23 protein-coding genes, 1 tRNA gene and 1 other RNA gene are annotated in these 17576 nt (G+C 66.7%); 12 read left to right on the top strand and 13 right to left on the bottom strand.

The genetic code is table 11. From position 1 onward, the window contains the following. The first annotated feature begins 37 nt into the window (after positions 1-37). The 4 genes from VJV41_RS24985 (at position 38) to VJV41_RS25000 (ending at position 1647) form a co-directional block, all read left to right on the top strand. The gene (locus VJV41_RS24985) at positions 38-547 is read left to right on the top strand and encodes a hypothetical protein (protein WP_325338464.1); all 510 of its coding nucleotides are present in this window, start codon (positions 38-40) and stop codon (positions 545-547) included. Positions 548-637: 90 nt separating this feature from the next. Continuing rightward, positions 638-1063, top strand: a complete 426-nt coding sequence (locus tag VJV41_RS24990) for a DUF3052 domain-containing protein (RefSeq protein WP_325338305.1) — start codon at positions 638-640, stop codon at positions 1061-1063. Beyond that, positions 1063-1527 carry a peroxiredoxin gene (locus tag VJV41_RS24995; RefSeq protein ID WP_325338306.1) on the top strand — a complete coding sequence of 155 codons (465 nt, stop codon included), beginning with the start codon at positions 1063-1065 and terminating at the stop codon, positions 1525-1527. The genes VJV41_RS24990 and VJV41_RS24995 overlap by 1 nt, the downstream gene beginning before the upstream one ends. 45 nt (positions 1528-1572) lie before the next feature. Then, positions 1573-1647 (top strand) — tRNA-Val (locus tag VJV41_RS25000). A gap of 1 nt (position 1648) precedes the next feature. Here VJV41_RS25000 and VJV41_RS25005 read toward each other — a convergent pair. Continuing rightward, entirely contained in the window at positions 1649-2044 is a 396-nt protein-coding gene (locus tag VJV41_RS25005; RefSeq protein ID WP_325338308.1) for a VOC family protein, read from the bottom strand. Between the two features lie 87 nt (positions 2045-2131). Next, positions 2132-2959, bottom strand: coding sequence for an oxygenase MpaB family protein (locus tag VJV41_RS25010; protein WP_325338310.1), 828 nt, complete (start codon positions 2957-2959; stop codon positions 2132-2134). Positions 2960-2995: 36 nt separating this feature from the next. Here VJV41_RS25010 and VJV41_RS25015 point away from each other — a divergent pair, with 36 nt between their 5' ends. Beyond that, a complete protein-coding gene (locus VJV41_RS25015; protein ID WP_325338312.1) occupies positions 2996-3958 on the top strand; it encodes a cobalamin biosynthesis protein in 963 nt (320 codons plus the stop codon). Here the strand turns inward: VJV41_RS25015 and VJV41_RS25020 are convergent. From VJV41_RS25020 to VJV41_RS25030, 3 genes are read right to left on the bottom strand one after another with little or no spacing between them, the layout of a single operon-like run. Then, positions 3912-4736: an SURF1 family protein gene (locus tag VJV41_RS25020; protein ID WP_325338314.1), complete on the bottom strand. Its 825-nt coding sequence runs from the start codon at positions 4734-4736 to the stop codon at positions 3912-3914. The two genes, VJV41_RS25015 and VJV41_RS25020, sit on opposite strands and share 47 nt — an antisense overlap. Further along, the gene (locus tag VJV41_RS25025) at positions 4736-5230 is read right to left on the bottom strand and encodes a low molecular weight protein-tyrosine-phosphatase (RefSeq protein WP_325338315.1); all 495 of its coding nucleotides are present in this window, start codon (positions 5228-5230) and stop codon (positions 4736-4738) included. The genes VJV41_RS25020 and VJV41_RS25025 overlap by 1 nt, the downstream gene beginning before the upstream one ends. After that, complete coding sequence (locus VJV41_RS25030; protein WP_325338317.1) at positions 5223-5900, bottom strand: HAD-IA family hydrolase; 678 nt, start codon at positions 5898-5900, stop codon at positions 5223-5225. The genes VJV41_RS25025 and VJV41_RS25030 overlap by 8 nt, the downstream gene beginning before the upstream one ends. Before the next feature lie 33 nt (positions 5901-5933). Here VJV41_RS25030 and cobC point away from each other — a divergent pair, with 33 nt between their 5' ends. The 4 genes from cobC to VJV41_RS25050 are packed head-to-tail and all read left to right on the top strand — an operon-like array spanning position 5934 to position 9899. After that, positions 5934-6956 carry an Rv2231c family pyridoxal phosphate-dependent protein CobC gene (gene cobC / locus VJV41_RS25035; protein WP_325338319.1) on the top strand — a complete coding sequence of 341 codons (1023 nt, stop codon included), beginning with the start codon at positions 5934-5936 and terminating at the stop codon, positions 6954-6956. Then, complete coding sequence (locus tag VJV41_RS25040; protein ID WP_325338321.1) at positions 6953-8080, top strand: Nif3-like dinuclear metal center hexameric protein; 1128 nt, start codon at positions 6953-6955, stop codon at positions 8078-8080. The genes cobC and VJV41_RS25040 overlap by 4 nt, the downstream gene beginning before the upstream one ends. Continuing rightward, the gene (locus VJV41_RS25045) at positions 8077-8814 is read left to right on the top strand and encodes a zinc ribbon domain-containing protein (protein ID WP_325338323.1); all 738 of its coding nucleotides are present in this window, start codon (positions 8077-8079) and stop codon (positions 8812-8814) included. Before VJV41_RS25040 ends, VJV41_RS25045 begins: the two co-directional genes overlap by 4 nt. After that, positions 8811-9899, top strand: a complete 1089-nt coding sequence (locus VJV41_RS25050) for a bifunctional RNase H/acid phosphatase (RefSeq protein WP_325338325.1) — start codon at positions 8811-8813, stop codon at positions 9897-9899. The genes VJV41_RS25045 and VJV41_RS25050 overlap by 4 nt, the downstream gene beginning before the upstream one ends. Here the strand turns inward: VJV41_RS25050 and VJV41_RS25055 are convergent, their stop codons facing one another. Beyond that, on the bottom strand, positions 9900-10481 hold the full coding sequence (locus VJV41_RS25055) for an XRE family transcriptional regulator (protein WP_325338326.1): 582 nt from the start codon (positions 10479-10481) through the stop codon (positions 9900-9902). A gap of 87 nt (positions 10482-10568) precedes the next feature. On the opposite strand from VJV41_RS25055, the gene VJV41_RS25060 reads away from it, so the two are divergent. Next, on the top strand, positions 10569-11192 hold the full coding sequence (locus tag VJV41_RS25060) for a class I SAM-dependent methyltransferase (RefSeq protein ID WP_325338328.1): 624 nt from the start codon (positions 10569-10571) through the stop codon (positions 11190-11192). On the opposite strand, the gene VJV41_RS25065 is transcribed toward VJV41_RS25060, so the two are convergent. The 3 genes from VJV41_RS25065 to VJV41_RS25075 are packed head-to-tail and all read right to left on the bottom strand — an operon-like array spanning position 11158 to position 12674. Continuing rightward, positions 11158-11442: an Ada metal-binding domain-containing protein gene (locus VJV41_RS25065; RefSeq protein WP_325338330.1), complete on the bottom strand. Its 285-nt coding sequence runs from the start codon at positions 11440-11442 to the stop codon at positions 11158-11160. The two genes, VJV41_RS25060 and VJV41_RS25065, sit on opposite strands and share 35 nt — an antisense overlap. A gap of 3 nt (positions 11443-11445) precedes the next feature. Beyond that, positions 11446-12162 (bottom strand): 2OG-Fe(II) oxygenase, encoded by a 717-nt coding sequence (locus VJV41_RS25070; protein WP_325338332.1) that lies wholly within the window; start codon positions 12160-12162, stop codon positions 11446-11448. Continuing rightward, complete coding sequence (locus VJV41_RS25075) at positions 12162-12674, bottom strand: methylated-DNA--[protein]-cysteine S-methyltransferase (protein ID WP_325338334.1); 513 nt, start codon at positions 12672-12674, stop codon at positions 12162-12164. The genes VJV41_RS25070 and VJV41_RS25075 overlap by 1 nt, the downstream gene beginning before the upstream one ends. A 66-nt stretch (positions 12675-12740) precedes the next feature. Between VJV41_RS25075 and VJV41_RS25080 the strand changes: the two genes are divergently transcribed. Next, positions 12741-14162 (top strand): HNH endonuclease signature motif containing protein, encoded by a 1422-nt coding sequence (locus VJV41_RS25080; RefSeq protein WP_325338336.1) that lies wholly within the window; start codon positions 12741-12743, stop codon positions 14160-14162. On the opposite strand, the gene VJV41_RS25085 is transcribed toward VJV41_RS25080, so the two are convergent. The 3 genes from VJV41_RS25085 to VJV41_RS25095 are packed head-to-tail and all read right to left on the bottom strand — an operon-like array spanning position 14141 to position 15560. Continuing rightward, positions 14141-14656, bottom strand: coding sequence for an isoprenylcysteine carboxylmethyltransferase family protein (locus VJV41_RS25085; RefSeq protein WP_325338338.1), 516 nt, complete (start codon positions 14654-14656; stop codon positions 14141-14143). The genes VJV41_RS25080 and VJV41_RS25085 overlap by 22 nt on opposite strands. Then, positions 14657-15094, bottom strand: coding sequence for a VOC family protein (locus VJV41_RS25090; RefSeq protein WP_325338339.1), 438 nt, complete (start codon positions 15092-15094; stop codon positions 14657-14659). 10 nt (positions 15095-15104) lie between these two features. Then, entirely contained in the window at positions 15105-15560 is a 456-nt protein-coding gene (locus VJV41_RS25095; RefSeq protein WP_325338341.1) for a helix-turn-helix transcriptional regulator, read from the bottom strand. Positions 15561-15620: 60 nt separating this feature from the next. On the opposite strand from VJV41_RS25095, the gene rnpB reads away from it, so the two are divergent. Then, an RNA gene (gene rnpB / locus VJV41_RS25100) (RNase P RNA component class A) lies at positions 15621-16045 on the top strand. A 10-nt stretch (positions 16046-16055) separates the two neighbouring features. On the opposite strand, the gene VJV41_RS25105 is transcribed toward rnpB, so the two are convergent. Then, a complete protein-coding gene (locus VJV41_RS25105) occupies positions 16056-17549 on the bottom strand; it encodes a CYTH and CHAD domain-containing protein (RefSeq protein WP_325338343.1) in 1494 nt (497 codons plus the stop codon). Between the last annotated feature and the right edge of the window lie 27 nt (positions 17550-17576).

Below are 17576 nucleotides of genomic sequence, written 5' to 3' on the forward strand. Positions count from 1 at the left end.
GCGGATCGCCGCCTTGGCGGTGGGCAGCCTGGCTGCCATGGCGATGATCATCGTCGGCTGCACCAGCGTCACGCAGGGCACCGCGACAGTCGACAAGGCCGACGGCCCCGTGTACCGCGCGTCAGTGTCGGCGTCGATCGAGGAGTCGGCCGCCAGTTCCAGTACGCGCGAGTCGGAACGGCAGGCGTCGCTGACCACGCAGGCGGTCCACTCGTCATGTGAAGCGCTCAGTTCGAGCAGTGTGGACGCCGTCACCGCGGTGAACAACTACGTCGACGCCTTCAACAAGAACGCCGCCGACGTGGCTGCTAAGGCCGGCCCGGCCATCGACGCGCTGAACCACAGTGCCGACCTTGTCGCACGCAGCCTGTCCGACGCGCTGAGCACGCAGTTGAGGGACGCGCTGAACGCCTGGGTCGACGCCGCCAGGGGCGTCGCGACCGCTGTCGCGGGTAATTACGGGCCCGACGAATTCAACGCGGCGATCACCAAGTTGAACGACACGAAGACCACCGCGCTGAACATGTGCGACGCCGCATATCGATGAACCTGACCGGCAGGCGTCAGTCCTCGGGGCGCGGCGTGCGACGATAGGGCAAGCGCACAGTGCGTCGAGCTGGCTGAAGGAGGACCGACCGTGGTCGCGGCGGATGACGCCCCGAACTACGCCCGCAGACTGGGCATCCAAAAACAACAGGTTGTGCAGGAGTTGGGCTGGGAAGAGGACGTCGACGACGACATCCGGGCCGACATCGAAGAGGCGTGTGGCGGCGAGCTGCTTGACGAGGACGCCGATGAGGTCATCGACGTCGTCTTGTTGTGGTGGCGCGATGATGACGGCGATCTCGTCGACACGCTGATGGACGCCATCACGCCGCTGGCCGACGACGGGGTGATCTGGGTGGTCACCCCGAAGACGGGCAAGCCGGGCCACGTGGTGCCGGCCGAAATCGCCGAATCGGCGCCGACGGCCGGGCTGATGCAGACGTCGTCGGCCAATCTCGGTGACTGGATCGCCAGCCGGCTTGTGCAACCCAAGTCCAAGGCGGCGGGGCGGCGCTAGTGCTGGAGGTGGGTGCCGAAGCCCCGGACTTCACGCTCAAGGACCAGAACGGTCAGTTGGTCACGCTGAGCGATTTCCGGGGCTCCAAGAACGTGCTGCTGGTGTTCTTCCCGCTGGCGTTCACCGGTATCTGCCAGGGCGAGCTCGATGAGATCCGCGACCATCTGCCGCGTTATGAGAACGACGACACCGCCACCTTGGCCATATCCGTGGGTCCGCCGCCGACGCACAAAATCTGGGCGACACAGAGCGGCTTCACGTTTCCGGTGCTGTCGGACTTCTGGCCGCACGGCGAGGTCGCCCAGGCGTTCGGGGTGTTCAACGACGCTGCCGGCATCGCCAATCGCGGCACGTTCGTCGTGGATCGGTCCGGGGTGATCCGATTCGCGGAGATGAAACAGCCGGGGGAGCCGCGCGATCAGGCGGTGTGGACCGAGGCGCTGACGGCGCTGTCGTCTGGTTGACGGATTTCCACATGCCCGTTGCAGGCCTGTAGCCTGCCCGGCAAGGGGCGCGTAGCTCAGTGGTAGAGCTCTGGTTTTACACACCAGCGGTCGGCGGTTCGATACCGTCCGCGCCCACCAATCACTCCGGCGGAGCGAAGAACTCCAGCGCGATGCCGTCGGGATCGCGGAAGCTCAGCCCCGACCCGTACGGCGCGTCGACGATGCCGCCATGCTTGATGCCTAGGAGTTCGAGCCGCTCGACCCATTCCTGCAACTCGGCGCGGCTGGCGCATCCGAATCCAACATGGTCGAGCCCGGCTTTGAACTCGGTGAACTGCTCGTCCGGGGCCGACCGATCGTGCTGATGGATGCCGAACAGCGTGCCGTTGTCGAATGCCCAGACCAGATGATGGAACCCCGTGTCGGTGTGCTCGTCGAGCACCGGTTCGGTGCCTATCAGCGCTTTGTACCAAGGTCCGCTGATGCTGAGGTCACGCACGGTGAGCGCGACGTGGTTGAGCGCCGGGAAAGCCATCGTGGACTCCTCACTGTTCTCCTGTGATCATCGGCTGTCCCGCAGATCTGCGCGGCCAAACGTCGCTATCTGATTTGCGGATCAAGCTCACACGATTCGCCTGCCGCGGCGCGCCCGCGACCGCATATCGCGCAGGTACAGCTGATAGCCCAGCATCCAGAAATCGCGCGGGATCACGCGGTCGGCGATCCGCAATGCGGTCAGCAACCACTCGAACCTCCGCTGTTGTGCGGTCGTCCATTGCAGGCCCATCCGGGAGCGGAACTCCACGGGCAGGAAACCGGTGGTCGCGAATGAGTTCAACGGGCCGGCCAGCTGCCGCAGCGGTGTTGGCAGGAAGGCCATCGCCGCCACTCCGCGCAGGTGCTCGCGCACCGGCGGGTCTATCCGAAGTTCGTCCAGCGATCGCTTCCAGAACTCGTCGAATGCGACGCGGTCGGCTGGCCACATGTCCTCGCGAACCTGCAACGTGGTGCCCAGCTTTTTGGCGTCCTGGTACACCGCGTCGGCGGCATCGTCCTCGAGTGGCCCGTAGAGAAATTCGTGCTGGTCGACGTAGTAGCGATACAGGCAAGCGGCCACCCACAGTTGCAGCCGGGGGTCGAACGCGTTGTAGGGCACCGGGCTTGACTTCGTCGAACGCACGAGTGCGTGTACGCGGTCGACCTCGTCGCGGATCAGCGTGCGGTCCGCATCTGTGCCAAGAGTCGCCGCGGCCAGGTAGGTACCCGTGGTATGTGCCCGCTTGAACGGATGTTGGTAAACGTTTCCGCTGTCGACGGGGCTCTCGAGGACGCCGTATCCCACTGCGGGCGAGGCCAGCTGCATGATCACGTTCGCCGCGGGCAGCAACACCGCGGCGGGGTTGAGAAGATCGACGACCCGCGTCGGCCGCCGTGGCGGACCCAGCCTCATGAAATTTCAGTAGACCATTTGTGAGACGCTCCCGGGGTGTTTGAGTCAGCGCGGCGGGGCCGCGCCGCGGGGATAGCGGTCGGATACCTGGCCGACCTGACGTTCGGCGACCCCCGCCGCGGGCACCCCGTCGCGGTTTTCGGTCGCGGCGCAGCGGCTTTCGAGAGGCTGACTTACGCCGATTCCCGCGTCGCCGGCGTGGTGCACACAGGCGCATTGCTGGGCGCACTCGCCGTATTCGGATTTACCGTCGAGCAGGTCGGCAGCCGTCGGCGTGCCCTGTGGACGGCGGCGGCCACGTTCGTCGCACTCGGCGGCACCTCGCTGTGCCGTACCGGCGAACAGATGGCGGACCTGCTGACCGCCGGAGACGTCAGCGGCGCCCGTCGGCTGTTGCCGTCGCTGTGCGGACGTGATCCCGCGGTGCTCGACTCCGCTGGCCTGACCCGAGCGGCGCTCGAGTCGGTCGCCGAGAATACGTCCGATGCCCAGGTAGCGCCCCTGGTGTGGGGCACGGTAGCAGGCATACCGGCGGTGCTGGTCTACCGCGGCGCCAACACGCTGGACGCGATGATCGGTAACCGTTCGCCCCGCTACGCCCGATTTGGCTGGGCCGCAGCATGTTTCGACGATACCGTGAACTTTGTGGCCGCGCGGTTGACAGCGGCTCTGGTGGTGACGTGCGCACCACTGGTCGGCGGATCACCCGCAGGCGCGGTGCGCGCGTGGCGCCGTGACGCCGCCCGCCATCCCAGCCCCAATGCGGGCGTGGTGGAAGCGGCATTCGCCGGCGCGCTGGGGGTGCGGCTCGGCGGTCCGACACAGTACGCCCACGAGCTAGAGATCCGGCCGACGCTGGGGGACGGTCGTCCGCCCGATGTGTCGGATCTGTCGCGGGCAGTGCGCTTGTCGCGAGCGGTGCAGGGCGCGGCCGCGGTTGTTGCGGTATTGCTCAGCGCCGTCGTCCGTAGCGGTTGGCGAGTTTCTCCTCGGTCGTGAGTGGCGCCGAGGGTACCTGCGACGGTGCGGCCGCCGCCTTTTCGCGTCGGCGCTGACGGACCTCGGCGTAGATGAAGTAGCCCAACAGGATCGGGGCGATGATGCCGAAGGCGATCCACTGGATTCCGTACGACAGGAACGGCCCGGCATCGAGGTGGGGCAGCGCGATCGCGCCCAAGCCGCCGGGCTGATCCTCGACCAGCTGCAGATACGAATCCGCCAACGGCGTCCCGGCGAGCGTGCCGATCTGGGATGTGCTGATCGAATACACCTGCTGCGCACCGTCCTGGCGGAACGGGTCCTTGCCCTGCACGACCGGTTCCGAATCACGAAGGCGCGCTGTGATCGTCACCGTGCCGGTCGGCGGGGGCGGAATCGCCGGCACTTGTGAGCCATTGACGGGTCGCACGTAACCCCGGTCCACCAACACCACCGGGCCGCCGTCGACGGCGAACGGCACCAGCACTTCGAACGCGGGATCGCCGTCGACCACCCTCAGGCGGGCGAGTACCTGGCCGTCGGGCAGATAGCGCCCGGCCGCGGTTACCCGCCGCCATTGAGCATCGGGAGCCGACGAATCCTGATGTGGCAGAACGCTTGTGACCGGTACCGGGTCAGCGGTCAGCGAATTGGAGATCTGAGCGTTCTCCCGCGACGTCTTGGTGTTCTTGCCGAGCTGCCAGGGCGCCAGCACGGTAAAACACAGGTAGGCGAACGCGATCACCACGACGAACAGGGCCAGCCATGCCGGCCGTAGCAGGAACGCCCAGCGTTGCATCAGCTCGCGATTCCCGGACCGGCCAGCTGTTCGTCCACCCACTGGTGCAAGCCCGGCAGCGCGGCATCGATGACGGCGAAAACGTCTTCGAAGTCGTCGTGTGTGCCGTAGTAGGGGTCCTCGACATCGAGCGCATGTGCGCCCGACCGCGGGTCGAACGACCGCAGCATCCGAATCCTGTTGGCTGGGATGCCCATTTCCATCAGCATCCGGAGGTGGTTGCGTCCCAACGCAACCACCAAGTCCGCGGACACGTGGTCATCGCCGATCTGCGCGGCGTGATGCGCACTCGGGTAGCCGTGTTCGCGCAACACGTGGATGGCTCTGTGGTCGGCCGGCTCACCGGCATGCCAGCCGCCGGTTCCGGCGCTGGTCACCCGCACCGCATCGGACAGGCCGCGCTCCTTGATCTGGTGGGCGAACATCTTCTCCGCCATCGGCGAGCGGCAGATGTTGCCCGAGCAGATGAAGGTGATGTGCAGCGGCTCAGACACCGAGGACCTCACGCAGATCGTCGACCGTGGACACATGAGCCAGCCCAGCAGCGGAGTCGAGGTCGTCGAAGTCCGCTCGGCCATAGCCCCAGCCGACCACCACCGTGTCGATGCCGTGCTCGGCGGCGCCCTCGACGTCGTGAGAACGGTCACCGACCATCAGCACCCGGTCCGGCAGTGGCTGCAACTGCGCCAGCGCGTGCGCGACCACGTCGGCTTTGGTGGCGCGCGAACCGTCGACGCTCGCGCCCGCGATGACCTCGAAATGCTCGTCGAGCCCGAAATGCGCGAGAATCCGCTGCGCGGTCGGTTCCGCCTTGGACGTGGCGACCGCCAACCGAATACCGGCCTCGCGCAGGTCCTCCAATAGCCCCGGTATCCCGTCGAACAGCCGGTTTATCGCCCACCCGCGGGTCATGTAGTCGGCCCGGTAGGCGGCGATCGCGGCATCCGTGTCCTCGCCGAGCCCCATCTCACGCAGCGTGTGATGCATCGGCGGGCCGACGATGCGGCCTGCCAGATCCCCGTCGGGAACGACGGCGCCGACCTCGCCGAGCGCATGGCGGAAACTGGACACGATGCCCTGGGCCGAGTCGGTCAGGGTGCCGTCGAGGTCGAAGATCACCAACTGCGGGCGAGTCGCGGCCGTGCTGTCCAGAGTTCTCCTCACCGGTCCATTGTCCCCGACGTCTAGTGTCGTGATGTGGCGAGTCAACCCCGTGCGGCTGCGCGCTACCACGGCGATCAGGCCGCGGTTCCCGGCATGCTGGATTTCGCGGTCAACGTCCGCGCCGCCGCGCCGCCGTCGTGGCTGGTCGAGCGCCTCGCCGCCCGGCTTCCAGACCTCGGTCGCTACCCGAGCGCCGCCGACGAGCATCGCGCCGTACAGGCCGTCGCAGCGCGGCACGGGCGCAGTGCCGACGAGGTGGCGCTGCTGGCCGGTGCGGCCGAAGGCTTCGCCCTGCTGGCCGACCTGCGGCCCCGGCTGGCCGCGCTGATCGCGCCGTCCTTCACTGAGCCAGAGGCGGCGCTGGCCGCGGCCGGCGTGCCGTTGCGGCACGTCGTCGTGGCTCCACCGTTCGACTTGACCGATGCGGAGGTGCCCGACGAGGCGGACTTGGTCGTCGTCGGAAACCCGACGAACCCGACCGCGGTGCTCCATACCCGCGAACAGATCCTGGCGCTGCGCAAACCCGGCCGCATCGTGGTCGTCGACGAGGCGTTCGCCGACGCGATTCCCGGTGAGCCGGCTTCACTGGCGAACCACCGCCTGCCCGACGTGGTGGTGCTGCGCAGCCTGACCAAGACGTGGTCGGTGGCCGGGCTACGGGTCGGCTACGCGCTCGGTGACGCCGACGTCCTGCAAGAGCTGAACGCGCGGCGCGCCCATTGGCCGCTGGGCACACTGCAATTGGAGGCGATCGCGGCCTGCAACACGTCCGAAGCCGTGGCCGAGGCCGACCAGGCTGCACGGCGGCTGGCGACGCTGCGCGCCGAGATGGTGGCGGGCCTGACTACCATCGGCGTCGATGTTGTCGACGGCTGCGCACCTTTCGTGCTGTTTGCCGTTCCCGACGCCGAGTTGATGCGAAAACATCTGGGCACCAAGGGAATCGCTGTCCGGCGCTGTGACACGTTCGTGGGCCTTGACGGCGAGTTCCTACGGGCAGCAGTCCGTCCCGAGTGGCCGGTCTTGGTCGAGGCGATCGCCGAGGCGCTGCGATGAGTGCCAGGCTTGCCGACATCATCGATGTGCTCGAGGCCGCATATCCGCCGCGGCTCGCGCAGGACTGGGATTCTGTCGGCCTGGTCTGCGGCGACCCGTCGGAAACCGTCGAGTCCGTGACCGTCGCGGTGGACGCGACCGCGGCCGTCGTCGCAGAGGTGCCGGACCGTGCCCTGCTCCTGGCGCATCACCCGCTGCTGCTGCGCGGGGTCGACACCGTCGCTGCCAGTACGGCCAAGGGTGCCCTGGTGCATCAGATGATCCGTACCGGCAGGGCATTATTCACCGCGCACACCAATGCCGACGCGGCCTCGCCGGGCGTGTCCGACGCGCTCGCCGGCGCGCTCGGTCTCACGGTCGAGGAGGTGCTGGCGCCGGTCTCCGCAGGAGCCGAGCTGGACAAGTGGGTGGTGTTCGTGCCGGCCGGCGACGCGGAAGCGGTGCGGGAAGCGATGTTCGGCGCCGGGGCCGGCCACATCGGCGACTATTCGCATTGCAGTTGGAGCGTCGCGGGCACCGGCCAGTTCCTGCCGCATGAGGGCGCGTCGCCGACGATCGGCAGCGTGGGCAGCGTCGAGCAGGTTTCGGAGGACCGGGTGGAGATGATCGCGCCGTCGCGGCTGCGCGCACATGTCCTGGCCGCGTTGCGCGGCACTCATCCGTACGAGGAGCCCGCCTTCGACATCTATTCGGTGGCACCTGTTCCTGGCGATGTCGGACTCGGCCGCATCGGCTCTCTACCACGGTCGGAACCGTTGTCGGCGTTCGTGTCTCGCGTACACGACGCGCTGCCCGGCACATCGTGGGGCGTCCGGGCGTCGGGTGACTCCGAGGCGCCCGTGACGAGGGTTGCGGTATGCGGCGGAGCCGGTGACTCGTTGCTCGACGTGGTCGCGGCCGCAGAGGTGCAGGCCTATGTCACGGCCGACCTGCGACACCATCCCGCCGATGAGCACCGGCGGGCGTCGGACGTCGCGCTCGTCGACGTCGCGCACTGGGCAAGCGAGTATCCGTGGTGTACCCAGGCGGCAGAACTGCTACGAGATCGATTCGGGGAGTCGTTGCCTGTGCGAGTGTCGGCGATACGCACCGATCCGTGGAATATCGAGAGAAACGGGACATGAAAGCTGAAGTAGTCCAACAACGTTCGTTACTCGAGCTGGCCGAACTGGATGCCGAGCTGCGCCGTATCGAACACCGCGCCAAGAACCTGGCCGAGCAGCGCCAGGTCGAGGAGGTTCAAGCAAGCCACCGAGACGCCAACGACCGCTTGGCCGCACTGCAGATCGCGCTCGACGATCTTGACGCCCAAGCGGCGAAGTTCGAGTCCGAGATCGATGCGGTACGCCAGCGTGAGGACCGCGATCGGGCGCTGCTCGACGGGGGAAGCATCGACGCCAAACAGCTCACCGACTTGCAGCACGAGCTGGAGACGTTGCAACGTCGCCAATCCAGTTTGGAGGACTCGCTGTTGGAGGTGATGGAGCGGCGCGAGCAGCTGGCCGGACAGCAGGCCGACGAGTTGGCGACGATCGACGAATTGCAGACGAAGCGGTCGGACGCCCAGAAGGCGTGTGACGATGCCCGCCACGAGATCGATCAACTGCGGCATCAGTCCGTGTCGCGACGCGATGAACTGGTCGCCGAGTTGGACGCGGACCTGGTGGCCTTGTACGAACGCCAACGGGCCCACGGCGGTGCAGGCGCCGGGCTGCTGCAGGGCCGACGCTGCGGTGCGTGCCGGATCGAGATCGACCGCGGCGAGCTCGCACGGATATCGGCGGCAGCGGAGGACGAGGTGCTGCGCTGCCCCGAGTGCGGGGCGATCCTGCTGCGTGTCAAGGGGTCTGGCCAGTGAGGGTCGTCGTCGAGGCCGACGGCGGGTCGCGTGGCAACCCTGGCCCCGCCGGTTACGGGTCGGTCGTGTGGTCGGCTGATCGCAGCGCGGTGCTGGCCGAGAGCAAGCAGGCCATCGGCCGGGCGACCAACAACGTCGCCGAGTACCGGGGGCTGATCGCCGGGTTGGACGAAGCGGCGAAGCTGGGCGCCAGCGACGTCGAGGTTTTCATGGACTCCAAGCTTGTGGTGGAACAGATGTCGGGACGTTGGAAGGTCAAGCATCCCGATCTGGCGCCGTTGCATCAGCAGGCCACGGCGCTGTCGACGCGGTTCGGACGGATCAGCTACACGTGGATTCCGCGGGCCCGGAACAGCCATGCAGACCGGCTGGCCAACGAAGCCATGGACGCGGCGGCCGAGATCGAGGCGCCCGCAGAGGCGCCCAAGACGGCGCCCGCGCCGACGTCTCCGGTGGGGTGGATCGGGGCGCGTGGTGCACCGACCCGGTTTCTGCTGTTGCGGCATGGGCAGACCGAATTATCTACGCAGCGGCGCTATTCCGGCCGCGGTAATCCAGCGCTGACGGATGTCGGTCGCCGCCAGGCCGACGCTGCCGCCCAATATCTCGCGGCCAAGGGCGGCATCTCGGCGGTCATCACGTCGCCGTTGCAGCGCGCGTATGACACGGCCGCGGCCGCGGCCAAGGCGCTCGGCCTCGACGTCACCGTCGACGACGACCTGATCGAAACCGACTTCGGGGCGTGGGAAGGACTGACGTTCGGCGAAGCGGCCGAACGGGATCCCGACGTTCATCGGCGATGGTTGCGCGACACGAGCATCACCCCGCCGGACGGGGAGAGCTTCGACAGCGTGGCGACGCGCGTGCGGCGGGCGCAGGCCCGCATCATCAACGAACATGGCGGGGACACGGTGTTGGTGGTCTCGCACGTGACGCCGATCAAAACGCTGCTGCGGCTGGCGTTGGACGCCGGCGAGGGCATCCTGTACCGCCTGCACCTCGACCTGGCGTCGCTGTCGATCGCGGAGTTCTACCCGGACGGGGTGGCATCGGTTCGGTTGGTGAACCAGACGGCCTACCTGTAGTCAGCTCTGGAGGTGAAGCCGCTCACCGTGCGCCCCGAACAACGTGATCGCCTCGACGGGGCCGTCGACCGCGCCGAACCAATGCGGTGTCCAGGTCGAGAACTCCACGGCCTCACCGGGTTTGATGGTGAAGTCGCGCTCGCCCAATATCAATCGCAGCCGACCGGAGAGCACATATATCCAGTCCTGGCCCTCATGCACCGGTAGCTCAGGCGGCGGGATGCGTCTGCGGGCGCTCACCCGGATCTTGAACGCGTGCAGTCCGCCTGCTGGGCCGTGGCGGGTCAGCGGCCAGTAGGTCACCCCCTTGTGCGTATGCGGGCCGCTCCGCACGCGTGGGTCCTCGGCCTCGGGTGCCCGGAGCAGCTCGTCGGTGCTGACCGACAGCGCTGCGGAGAGGCGGGGGAGATGGTCGAGCGCGAGGCGCCGTTTGCCCGACTCCAACCGGCTCAGCGTCGACACGTCGATGTTCGACCGGCTGGCCACATCTTCAAGGGTCAGTCCACGCTCCATACGCAGCTGCCTCAGCCTCTGGCGTACCCGCGCGTCGACGTCTTCCTCACCCGGACTCTTTGCCTGCATGGCAAATGAGTTTGGTTGAGCCCACGATTGTGGGCAAGCTCGGGACATGGATTCGATATGGGATTGCGATTCCGGAATGGAGGACAGATGTCAACGCCTGATGCCAAGTCGACCTGGGAGGAGCGCTACGGCGAGCAGGACCGGATCTGGAGTGGTCGGGTCAATTTCCGTCTCGCCGAGGTGGCGTCGACGCTGAAGCCGGGCAGCGCACTGGATCTGGGGTGCGGAGAGGGTGCGGATGCGTGTTGGCTCGCCGAGCGTGGGTGGCACGTCGTCGCTGTCGATATCTCCGAAACCGCTCTGCTGCGCGCTGCCGAGGAAGCCCGTGCGCGTGGGCTAGATGATCGAATCGATTTCCAGCAGCACGACTTATCCGACAGCTTTCCGGTCGGCACCTTCGATCTGGTATCGGCGCAGTACCTGCACTCCATGGCGCACCTGGACAGGCCGCGAATCTTCGAGGAGGCCGTCGAGGCCGTCGCTTCGAACGGGCTGTTGTTGATCGTCGACCACGCCGGTCCTCCGCCTTGGGCGTCGAAGCTGGCACATCACCATGAGTTCCCAACTGTCGAGGAAGTGGTCGAATCGCTGAATATCGATGCGGCCGAATGGGAAAGGCTTCGGGTGGAAGTCGCCGAGCGGGAAGCCAGCGGGCCGGACGGGCAGAGCGGCCCGCTCATCGACAACGTGATCGTTCTGCGCCGGCGGTAGCGCTTCGCTTCCAGTCGCGGTACCGCTCGGGCAGACAGCGCGCGCAGGGCCGGTATCCGGCGGCGATGGCGGTGAATTCGTCGGCGAAGAACACCCGCTGGGCGACATAGCCACCATTGGCGATCGCGCGCAGCGCCGACGGGCACTCCAGCCGACCGTAGATCCGGGTTGATTTGTGGCCTCCGAACTCTCCCGGCTTGGTGGACTTGTGCGGTGTTCCGTCGGGACCGATCAGCTTGTACTGCTTCATCGTTCACGCGGCGTCGTGGAATACCAGCCCGAGCGTGTACCGCTCCCCGGAGCGAATGGTCGAGACGCCATGGCGTACCGGCGACGCGGACCAGCCGCGTGTGGACTGCACCGGCCGCTCGCGGGTGGTGAACACGAAGCCATGTCCGTGAGGCAGCAGTGTGGCGGTGCCGCGGGATTGGGCCCGCGGGCGCTGTTCGACGAGTAGGAATTCGCCTCCGGTGTGGTCGACCCCGGCCTCGCTCAGGTTGATGACGACTTGCAGCGGAAACACCAAGTCGCCGTATAGGTCTCGATGCAGCGCATTCCAGTCGTCTTGGCCGTACTTGAGCAGGATTGCCGTCGACTTCTTCTGTCCGGCGGCATGGCACATCTCCAGCCAGTCGTCGAGGGAGTCTGGCCACGGCGCTGTGCGGCCCAGCTTGGTCCACCAGTCTCGCGCGATGGGCAACAGCCGTGGATACAGCGCCTGCTTGAGCTGTTCGATGGGCTCAGGGTAGGGCTGCTCGAAATAGCGGTATTCGCCCTCGCCGAATCGGTAACGGCGCATGTCTATGGTGGCGCGGAAGAGATGGTCGTCGGGATAGAGCTTGCGGATCTTCTCCGCCTCGGACTTGGTGAGCAGCCGAGGCAGCAATGCACCGCCGAAGTCGTTGACCTCAGCGGTGATTGCGTCCCAGTCACCCGAGTCAACGCGCTTCTGCCATGTGGACTGGGCCATCAGAACAACCTGGCCGCCTTCGCTTCGACGGGCTCTTCGAGTTCGAGCAGAAACTGCTTGCGTTTCAGTCCGCCGGCGTAGCCGGTGAGCTGGCCGTTGCGGCCGACCACGCGATGGCATGGGACGACGATGCACAGCGGATTGCGGCCGACGGCCTGTCCGACCTCTTGGGCGGTAGTGCCGTCGGCGAGCGTCGTGGTCAGTTCGCCGTAGGTCACCGTCTCGCCGTAGGGGATGGCCGTCAGCAGGTGCCATACGCGGCGCTGCGCGTCATCGCCGATCAGCGCGATCGGAAGGTCGAAGTCGTTTCGGTCGCCGGCCAGGTAGTCGGCCACCTGTGTTCGCGCCGTCGCGAGCAGGGGGTCGGCGTCGGCGTCGAATTGTGGTCCTAATGTGCCGGTGCCGGGCCGATACCAGTGATGCCGGAAGTACAGTCCGGTCAACGCATCGCCGTCGGCTACCAGAGTGAGCTCGCCGAGCGGGCTGTCGATTACCGCATGTCTGGTGTCCATACCCAGTAGACGATGCCCACAGCCCATGTGTGAGATTTGTCGGCCCCGCCCTCTAGGATCGAATGTATGTTCGAGGCCGTGGAGGATGCCGAGCTCGTCGAGGTGATGGGTGAGGCGACGCGGGATGAGTCGGCGGCGGTTGCGCAGCGGTTGTTGGCGGTGGGTGAGTTGTATGCGCGGCGTGCTGTGGAGCTGTCGGAAACGTTTTGGTGGCGTAGCGATCCGACCGATGAGGTCGCCGCGGAGGTGTCGGCGGCGCAGAACATCAGCCATGCCGGCGCGGTGGGCCAGATCCACTACGGGCGCACGTTGCGCGAGCGGCTGCCCCGGCTGGCCAGGGTGTTCGCCCGGGGAGTGATCGATTTTCGGATGGTCTCGACGATCATTGCGCGCACCGACAACGTGGACGACGCGATCATCTCGGACCTCGATGAGGCGGTCGCGCGCCATGCCGAGAAGTGGATGAAGCTCTCCGGGCCCAAGCTGCGCGACCGGGTGGATCTGTGGGTGGCCAAGTTCGACCCGGCCGCGGTGCGGGTCCCGCCCCAGGTCGAGGACAGTCGCTATATCGAGATCGTGCCGACCGATGTGGGGATGGCCGGCATTTTCGGCAACGTCCACGCCGCGGACGGGGCGGCGCTGGACAAGCGGCTGGAGGCCTTGGCCGCCACGGTGTGTGCGAACGATCCGCGCACCCAACAGCAACGCAAGGCCGACGCGGCGGGCCCGTTGGCGCGCGGCGAGGACCGGTTGGCGTGCCACTGCGGATCCGACCAGTGCCTGGGCGCCGTGGAGCGCAACGCCGCGGCGACGGCGGTGATTCACGTGCTGGCCGAACAAACCACCCTCGACGGCAGCGGTGACACACCGGGGTATCTGCCGGGGTTTGGGATCCTGCCAGCCGAGTCGGTGCGTGAACTGGCCAAAACCGCCACGCTCAAGCCCGTGACGCTGCCGACCGCGGTGGCCCCGGATCCGGGGTATCGGCCCTCGGCGTTGACCAAGGAATTCGTGCGCTGGCGGGATTTGACGTGCCGCTGGCCGGGCTGTGATCGGCCCGTGGATCGCTGCGATGTAGACCACACGGTGCCGTGGCCCTACGGGCCGACGCATCCGTCCAACAACAAGCCGTACTGCCGCACCCATCATCTGATCAAGACGTTCTGCGCTGGCTGGACCGATCAGCAGCTGCCCGACGGCACCATCATCCTCACCGCACCGACCGGGCACACCTACACCACCACACCCCACGGCGCCAGCATGTTTCCCGCACTAGGCCGGCACACCGGTGAACTCGACATCCCGCCGTGCGCGATGCCGCCCGACACCGACCGCTCGGCAATGATGCCGCGGCGCAAACAAACCCGCGACCAAGACCGCCACGACCGCATCAACGCTGAACGACGCCAACGCACCGAACTCATCGCCGCAGAAGAACGGCAACGCCAAGCCTGGCTCGCCGCCAACTACGAACCACCGCCATTCTGAAGCACAGGTGTCCAGGGCCGCAGGCGTGGAATCCACGCAGGCACATTGCGGCGGTACTCCTCGTACCGCTCGCCGTACTGACGTACCAGGGTCGGCTCTTCATACCAATGGACGAATGACGCAGTGACGATCCAGCCGATCGCCGCGTACACCAGCAGCCACTGACTGTCGAACAGCAATGCCTGGCCGAGGATCGCGGTGAGCAGTCCGGCGTACATGGGGTTGCGGATAAATCGATTGAATCCAGTGACGACCAGGCGCTCTGTTGGCGCGATCGGCATTGGCGTTCCGCCCGCTTTGGCGAATTGGATGAACGCATGCATGGGCGGAATCAGGCCGATGACGATCAACAGCACACCCAGGATCACCCGCACCGGTGGGCTCGACGCCGGTATTTCCCAGTGGGTGATCAGCCAGGGTCCCAGCCCGGCAAAGGTTCCCGGTGCGACGACAAAGAAGGCCGCTGAGCCGACCGCTGCGGGGAGGGTTCGCACCTATCCAGTATTGGCCCCGATGTCGGCCAGTTGGGTCAGTCGCACACTGTTTCCGGACGGATCGCGAAATCCGCAGTCGATCCCGTACGGCATCTGGTGGGGTTCCTCGGTGAACTCGACACCGCGGGACTTCATTTCCTCATAGGAGGCCTGGCAGTTCTCGGTTGTGAGGAAGACGGTGCCGGCGAAACCTTTGGCGGTCAGGTCCAGCACCTGCTTGCGGGTGGCTTCGTCCATCACCGGCTCGCCGGGCACCGCCATCAGCACGATCGACACGTCGTCCTGGCCGCGTGGGCCGACTGTCAGCCAGCGGAAGGTGTCATCCAAATCGGGCAGCGAAACGTCTTGGCGCACTTCCATACCCACCTTTTCGGTCCAGTACTTCAGTGCCACTTCTTGGTCGTGTACCCACAAGTGGGCGCTTGCAATTTTGATCATGTGCACGACGCTACGGTCGGTCGCCGCGGCCCGTCTTCTCCCGGTGTGCTGTCTTGCGGACGCGGCTGTCGGCAGGCGGGCGGGTATCGCGCTTGAGAATGCAACTCGGCACCCGGGCGTGTATCGCCGCGGGCGGCATGCTGGCCCGATAGGCGGCGGGTGGCATTCCGTACACGCGCGCAAAGCTCGTGGTGAACGACCCGACGCTCTGCAGGCCGACCATCACGCAGATGTCGGCCACCGAGCGATCGGTGTGGCGCAGCAGCGCCGCGGCACGCTCCAGCCGCCGCGTCTGCAGATACGAGCGCGGCGATTCGCCGAACGTCCGGGTGAACATCCGGCTGAAATGCGCGCGCGACAACCCGGCCGCCGCGGCCAGATCGTCGATGGTGATGGGATCGGCGTACCGGGCATCGACCAGATCCTTGGCCCGCAGCAGGTAGCGGGCCGGTGGCACGTGCGCCATGCCGTCAAGTATGGCCTGCTCGCGGAATCGGTATCCGACGCAGTACGTTTATATTGCGGATGAGTTGGCTGGGCGGCCGCGGATCATTTGTCTGTCTATGGGGGAAAGGGCAGGCGGTGGTTCGAGGAAAGTCCGGACTTCACAGAGCAGGGTGATTGCTAACAGCAATCCGAGGTGACTCGCGGGAAAGTGCCACAGAAAACAGACCGCCACCCTTGCGGTGGTAAGGGTGAAACGGTGCGGTAAGAGCGCACCAGCATTCCGGGTGACCGGAATGGCTAGGCAAACCCCACCCGAAGCAAGGCCAAGAATGCTGCATGAGGGGATGCGGCAGCGCAGGCGCCTGAGGGCTGCTCGCCCGAGCCTGCGGGTAGGCCGCTTGAGGCACCCGGCAACGGTGTGTCCAGATGGATGGTCGCCGCCTTGCCGCCGTGGTAATTCGCGGCGGCGAGGAACAGGATCCGGCTTACAGGCCAACTCATCCGCCCCGTCGGGCTAGCGCGCCCGGCGGACCGACCTGTCCAGCTTCTTCAACGCGTCGTCGAGCTGCTCGCGGGAGCGCCGCGCCAGGTCGTCCTCGAGCTGATAGAGCAGCCCGTAGGTAAAGGTGTCTTCGCCTGCCGCGTGTGCTGCTTCGGCTTGGTGAGTCAGATGCGTGCGGCTGACCACGCTGTCTTGATGGTCACCGAGCAGCGTCTGGATGGTCTTGGCCCGACCGGACACCTTGTCCGCGCCCGTGGCCGAAGCCGTGTAGCGAAGTCGCTTGGCGCCCTTGCGGATTCGGTGCAGTGCCTCATCCCGGTCGGCGTCGACGGCCTCCGCGGCGGCTTTGGCTGCCTTGCGCACCCGCTTGTACGCCGAGTCGATCGTCAGCTGTGCCGGTTGCTGACCCGGCTGGGTTGGCGCCGGTTCGGAGGCCACGACCGCTTCGAGCGCGTCGAGCAACCTGAAGTAGCGCTCCGACCGCATCGCGATCAGCGACCGTCGCAGCCCCGACTGATAGTGCCGCTTGGCACCGTCGACCAGTCTTTCCCGCACCGGTCCTCGCACCAGCTCATCGGGCAGTTCGTCCAATGCCCGTTCGTAGCGCTCGGCGAGCACCTCGGCATCTCGCGCAACACCCAAAACGGCTGCCAATTGGCGCAACTCGTCGAGAATCCAGGCGTCATCGGAGATCCCGAACGTGTCTTCCGACGCCTGTAGCAGACTGCGGATCTTTCGCGTCGTCACACGCATCTGGTGCACGGAGTCGTAGACGTCGGCGCGTACCGCGCGATCCCACTTCAGCAGTTCCTCTACCTGTCCGGCCACCGCGCGGTGCACCGGATCGGCCGGCGGCGCGACGGGTTCCGGTTCAGGACCGCCTGCCGATTCCAGGACGCGTGCGAGCTTTGAGCCGTGGCCGGCCCGCACCGCACCCGCATCGAGCAGGCGGTTCGACAGCCGATCGAGTAGAGATGGGTCCGCGCCGTCGACCAGCTCCAGCTCCCATTCGCGCCAGCGCTGCTCCTCACCGTCGGGCTCACCCTTGGCCGTGACCAGGTCGTCGCAGAACTCGGCGATCGCGACGCCGTCTGGCCCGTACAGCGTGTCAACTGTGCGGTTCGTCGTGATGCGCGCGACCGGGCTCAGTGGGTGGTCCCGCACGATGGCCAACACGACGTCGAGCAACGCCTCCGGCACGCTGTGCGCATCACCGGACCCAAGCGGCGCCCGCACCTCGGTCCGCGCATCGGGCCCGGCCGGCAGCTTGACGTGCCATCCCTCGTCGGCGCCGCCGGTGCGGCGACGCAACGTGACACGGCGGGTGGCGAGATCACGCCCCGCGGTGTCGAAGTAGACGGCATCGAGACGTTGCGAGGGCCACCGCTCGACCCGCGATACCAACGACAGGCCATCGAACGAGGGCGACACCGTCGACTCGACGACCTCAAACTTGCGCTCGACCTCCAGGTACCTGGAATTCGCCTGGTTACTGGGTATCGCCATGGTGCAAGCAGTGTCCCTTCGCTGACG

This window comes from Mycobacterium sp., assembly GCF_035274705.1.
Classification (GTDB): domain Bacteria; phylum Actinomycetota; class Actinomycetes; order Mycobacteriales; family Mycobacteriaceae; genus Mycobacterium.

What these genes read in the sequence shown, in the direction of transcription:
- VJV41_RS24985 (WP_325338464.1), top strand. Translation starts at nt 38, where the DNA reads ATGGCGATGATCATCGTCGGCTGCACCAGCGTCACGCAGGGCACCGCG.
- VJV41_RS25105 (WP_325338343.1), bottom strand. Translation starts at nt 17,549, where the DNA reads ATGGCGATACCCAGTAACCAGGCGAATTCCAGGTACCTGGAGGTCGAG.
- VJV41_RS25040 (WP_325338321.1), top strand. Translation starts at nt 6,953, where the DNA reads ATGAGTGCCAGGCTTGCCGACATCATCGATGTGCTCGAGGCCGCATAT.
- VJV41_RS25090 (WP_325338339.1), bottom strand. Translation starts at nt 15,094, where the DNA reads ATGATCAAAATTGCAAGCGCCCACTTGTGGGTACACGACCAAGAAGTG.
- VJV41_RS25070 (WP_325338332.1), bottom strand. Translation starts at nt 12,162, where the DNA reads ATGGCCCAGTCCACATGGCAGAAGCGCGTTGACTCGGGTGACTGGGAC.
- VJV41_RS25080 (WP_325338336.1), top strand. Translation starts at nt 12,741, where the DNA reads ATGTTCGAGGCCGTGGAGGATGCCGAGCTCGTCGAGGTGATGGGTGAG.
- VJV41_RS25095 (WP_325338341.1), bottom strand. Translation starts at nt 15,560, where the DNA reads ATGGCGCACGTGCCACCGGCCCGCTACCTGCTGCGGGCCAAGGATCTG.
- VJV41_RS25010 (WP_325338310.1), bottom strand. Translation starts at nt 2,959, where the DNA reads ATGAGGCTGGGTCCGCCACGGCGGCCGACGCGGGTCGTCGATCTTCTC.
- VJV41_RS25055 (WP_325338326.1), bottom strand. Translation starts at nt 10,481, where the DNA reads ATGCAGGCAAAGAGTCCGGGTGAGGAAGACGTCGACGCGCGGGTACGC.
- VJV41_RS25060 (WP_325338328.1), top strand. Translation starts at nt 10,569, where the DNA reads ATGTCAACGCCTGATGCCAAGTCGACCTGGGAGGAGCGCTACGGCGAG.
- VJV41_RS25020 (WP_325338314.1), bottom strand. Translation starts at nt 4,736, where the DNA reads ATGCAACGCTGGGCGTTCCTGCTACGGCCGGCATGGCTGGCCCTGTTC.
- VJV41_RS25075 (WP_325338334.1), bottom strand. Translation starts at nt 12,674, where the DNA reads ATGGACACCAGACATGCGGTAATCGACAGCCCGCTCGGCGAGCTCACT.
- VJV41_RS25065 (WP_325338330.1), bottom strand. Translation starts at nt 11,442, where the DNA reads ATGAAGCAGTACAAGCTGATCGGTCCCGACGGAACACCGCACAAGTCC.
- VJV41_RS25045 (WP_325338323.1), top strand. Translation starts at nt 8,077, where the DNA reads ATGAAAGCTGAAGTAGTCCAACAACGTTCGTTACTCGAGCTGGCCGAA.
- VJV41_RS25005 (WP_325338308.1), bottom strand. Translation starts at nt 2,044, where the DNA reads ATGGCTTTCCCGGCGCTCAACCACGTCGCGCTCACCGTGCGTGACCTC.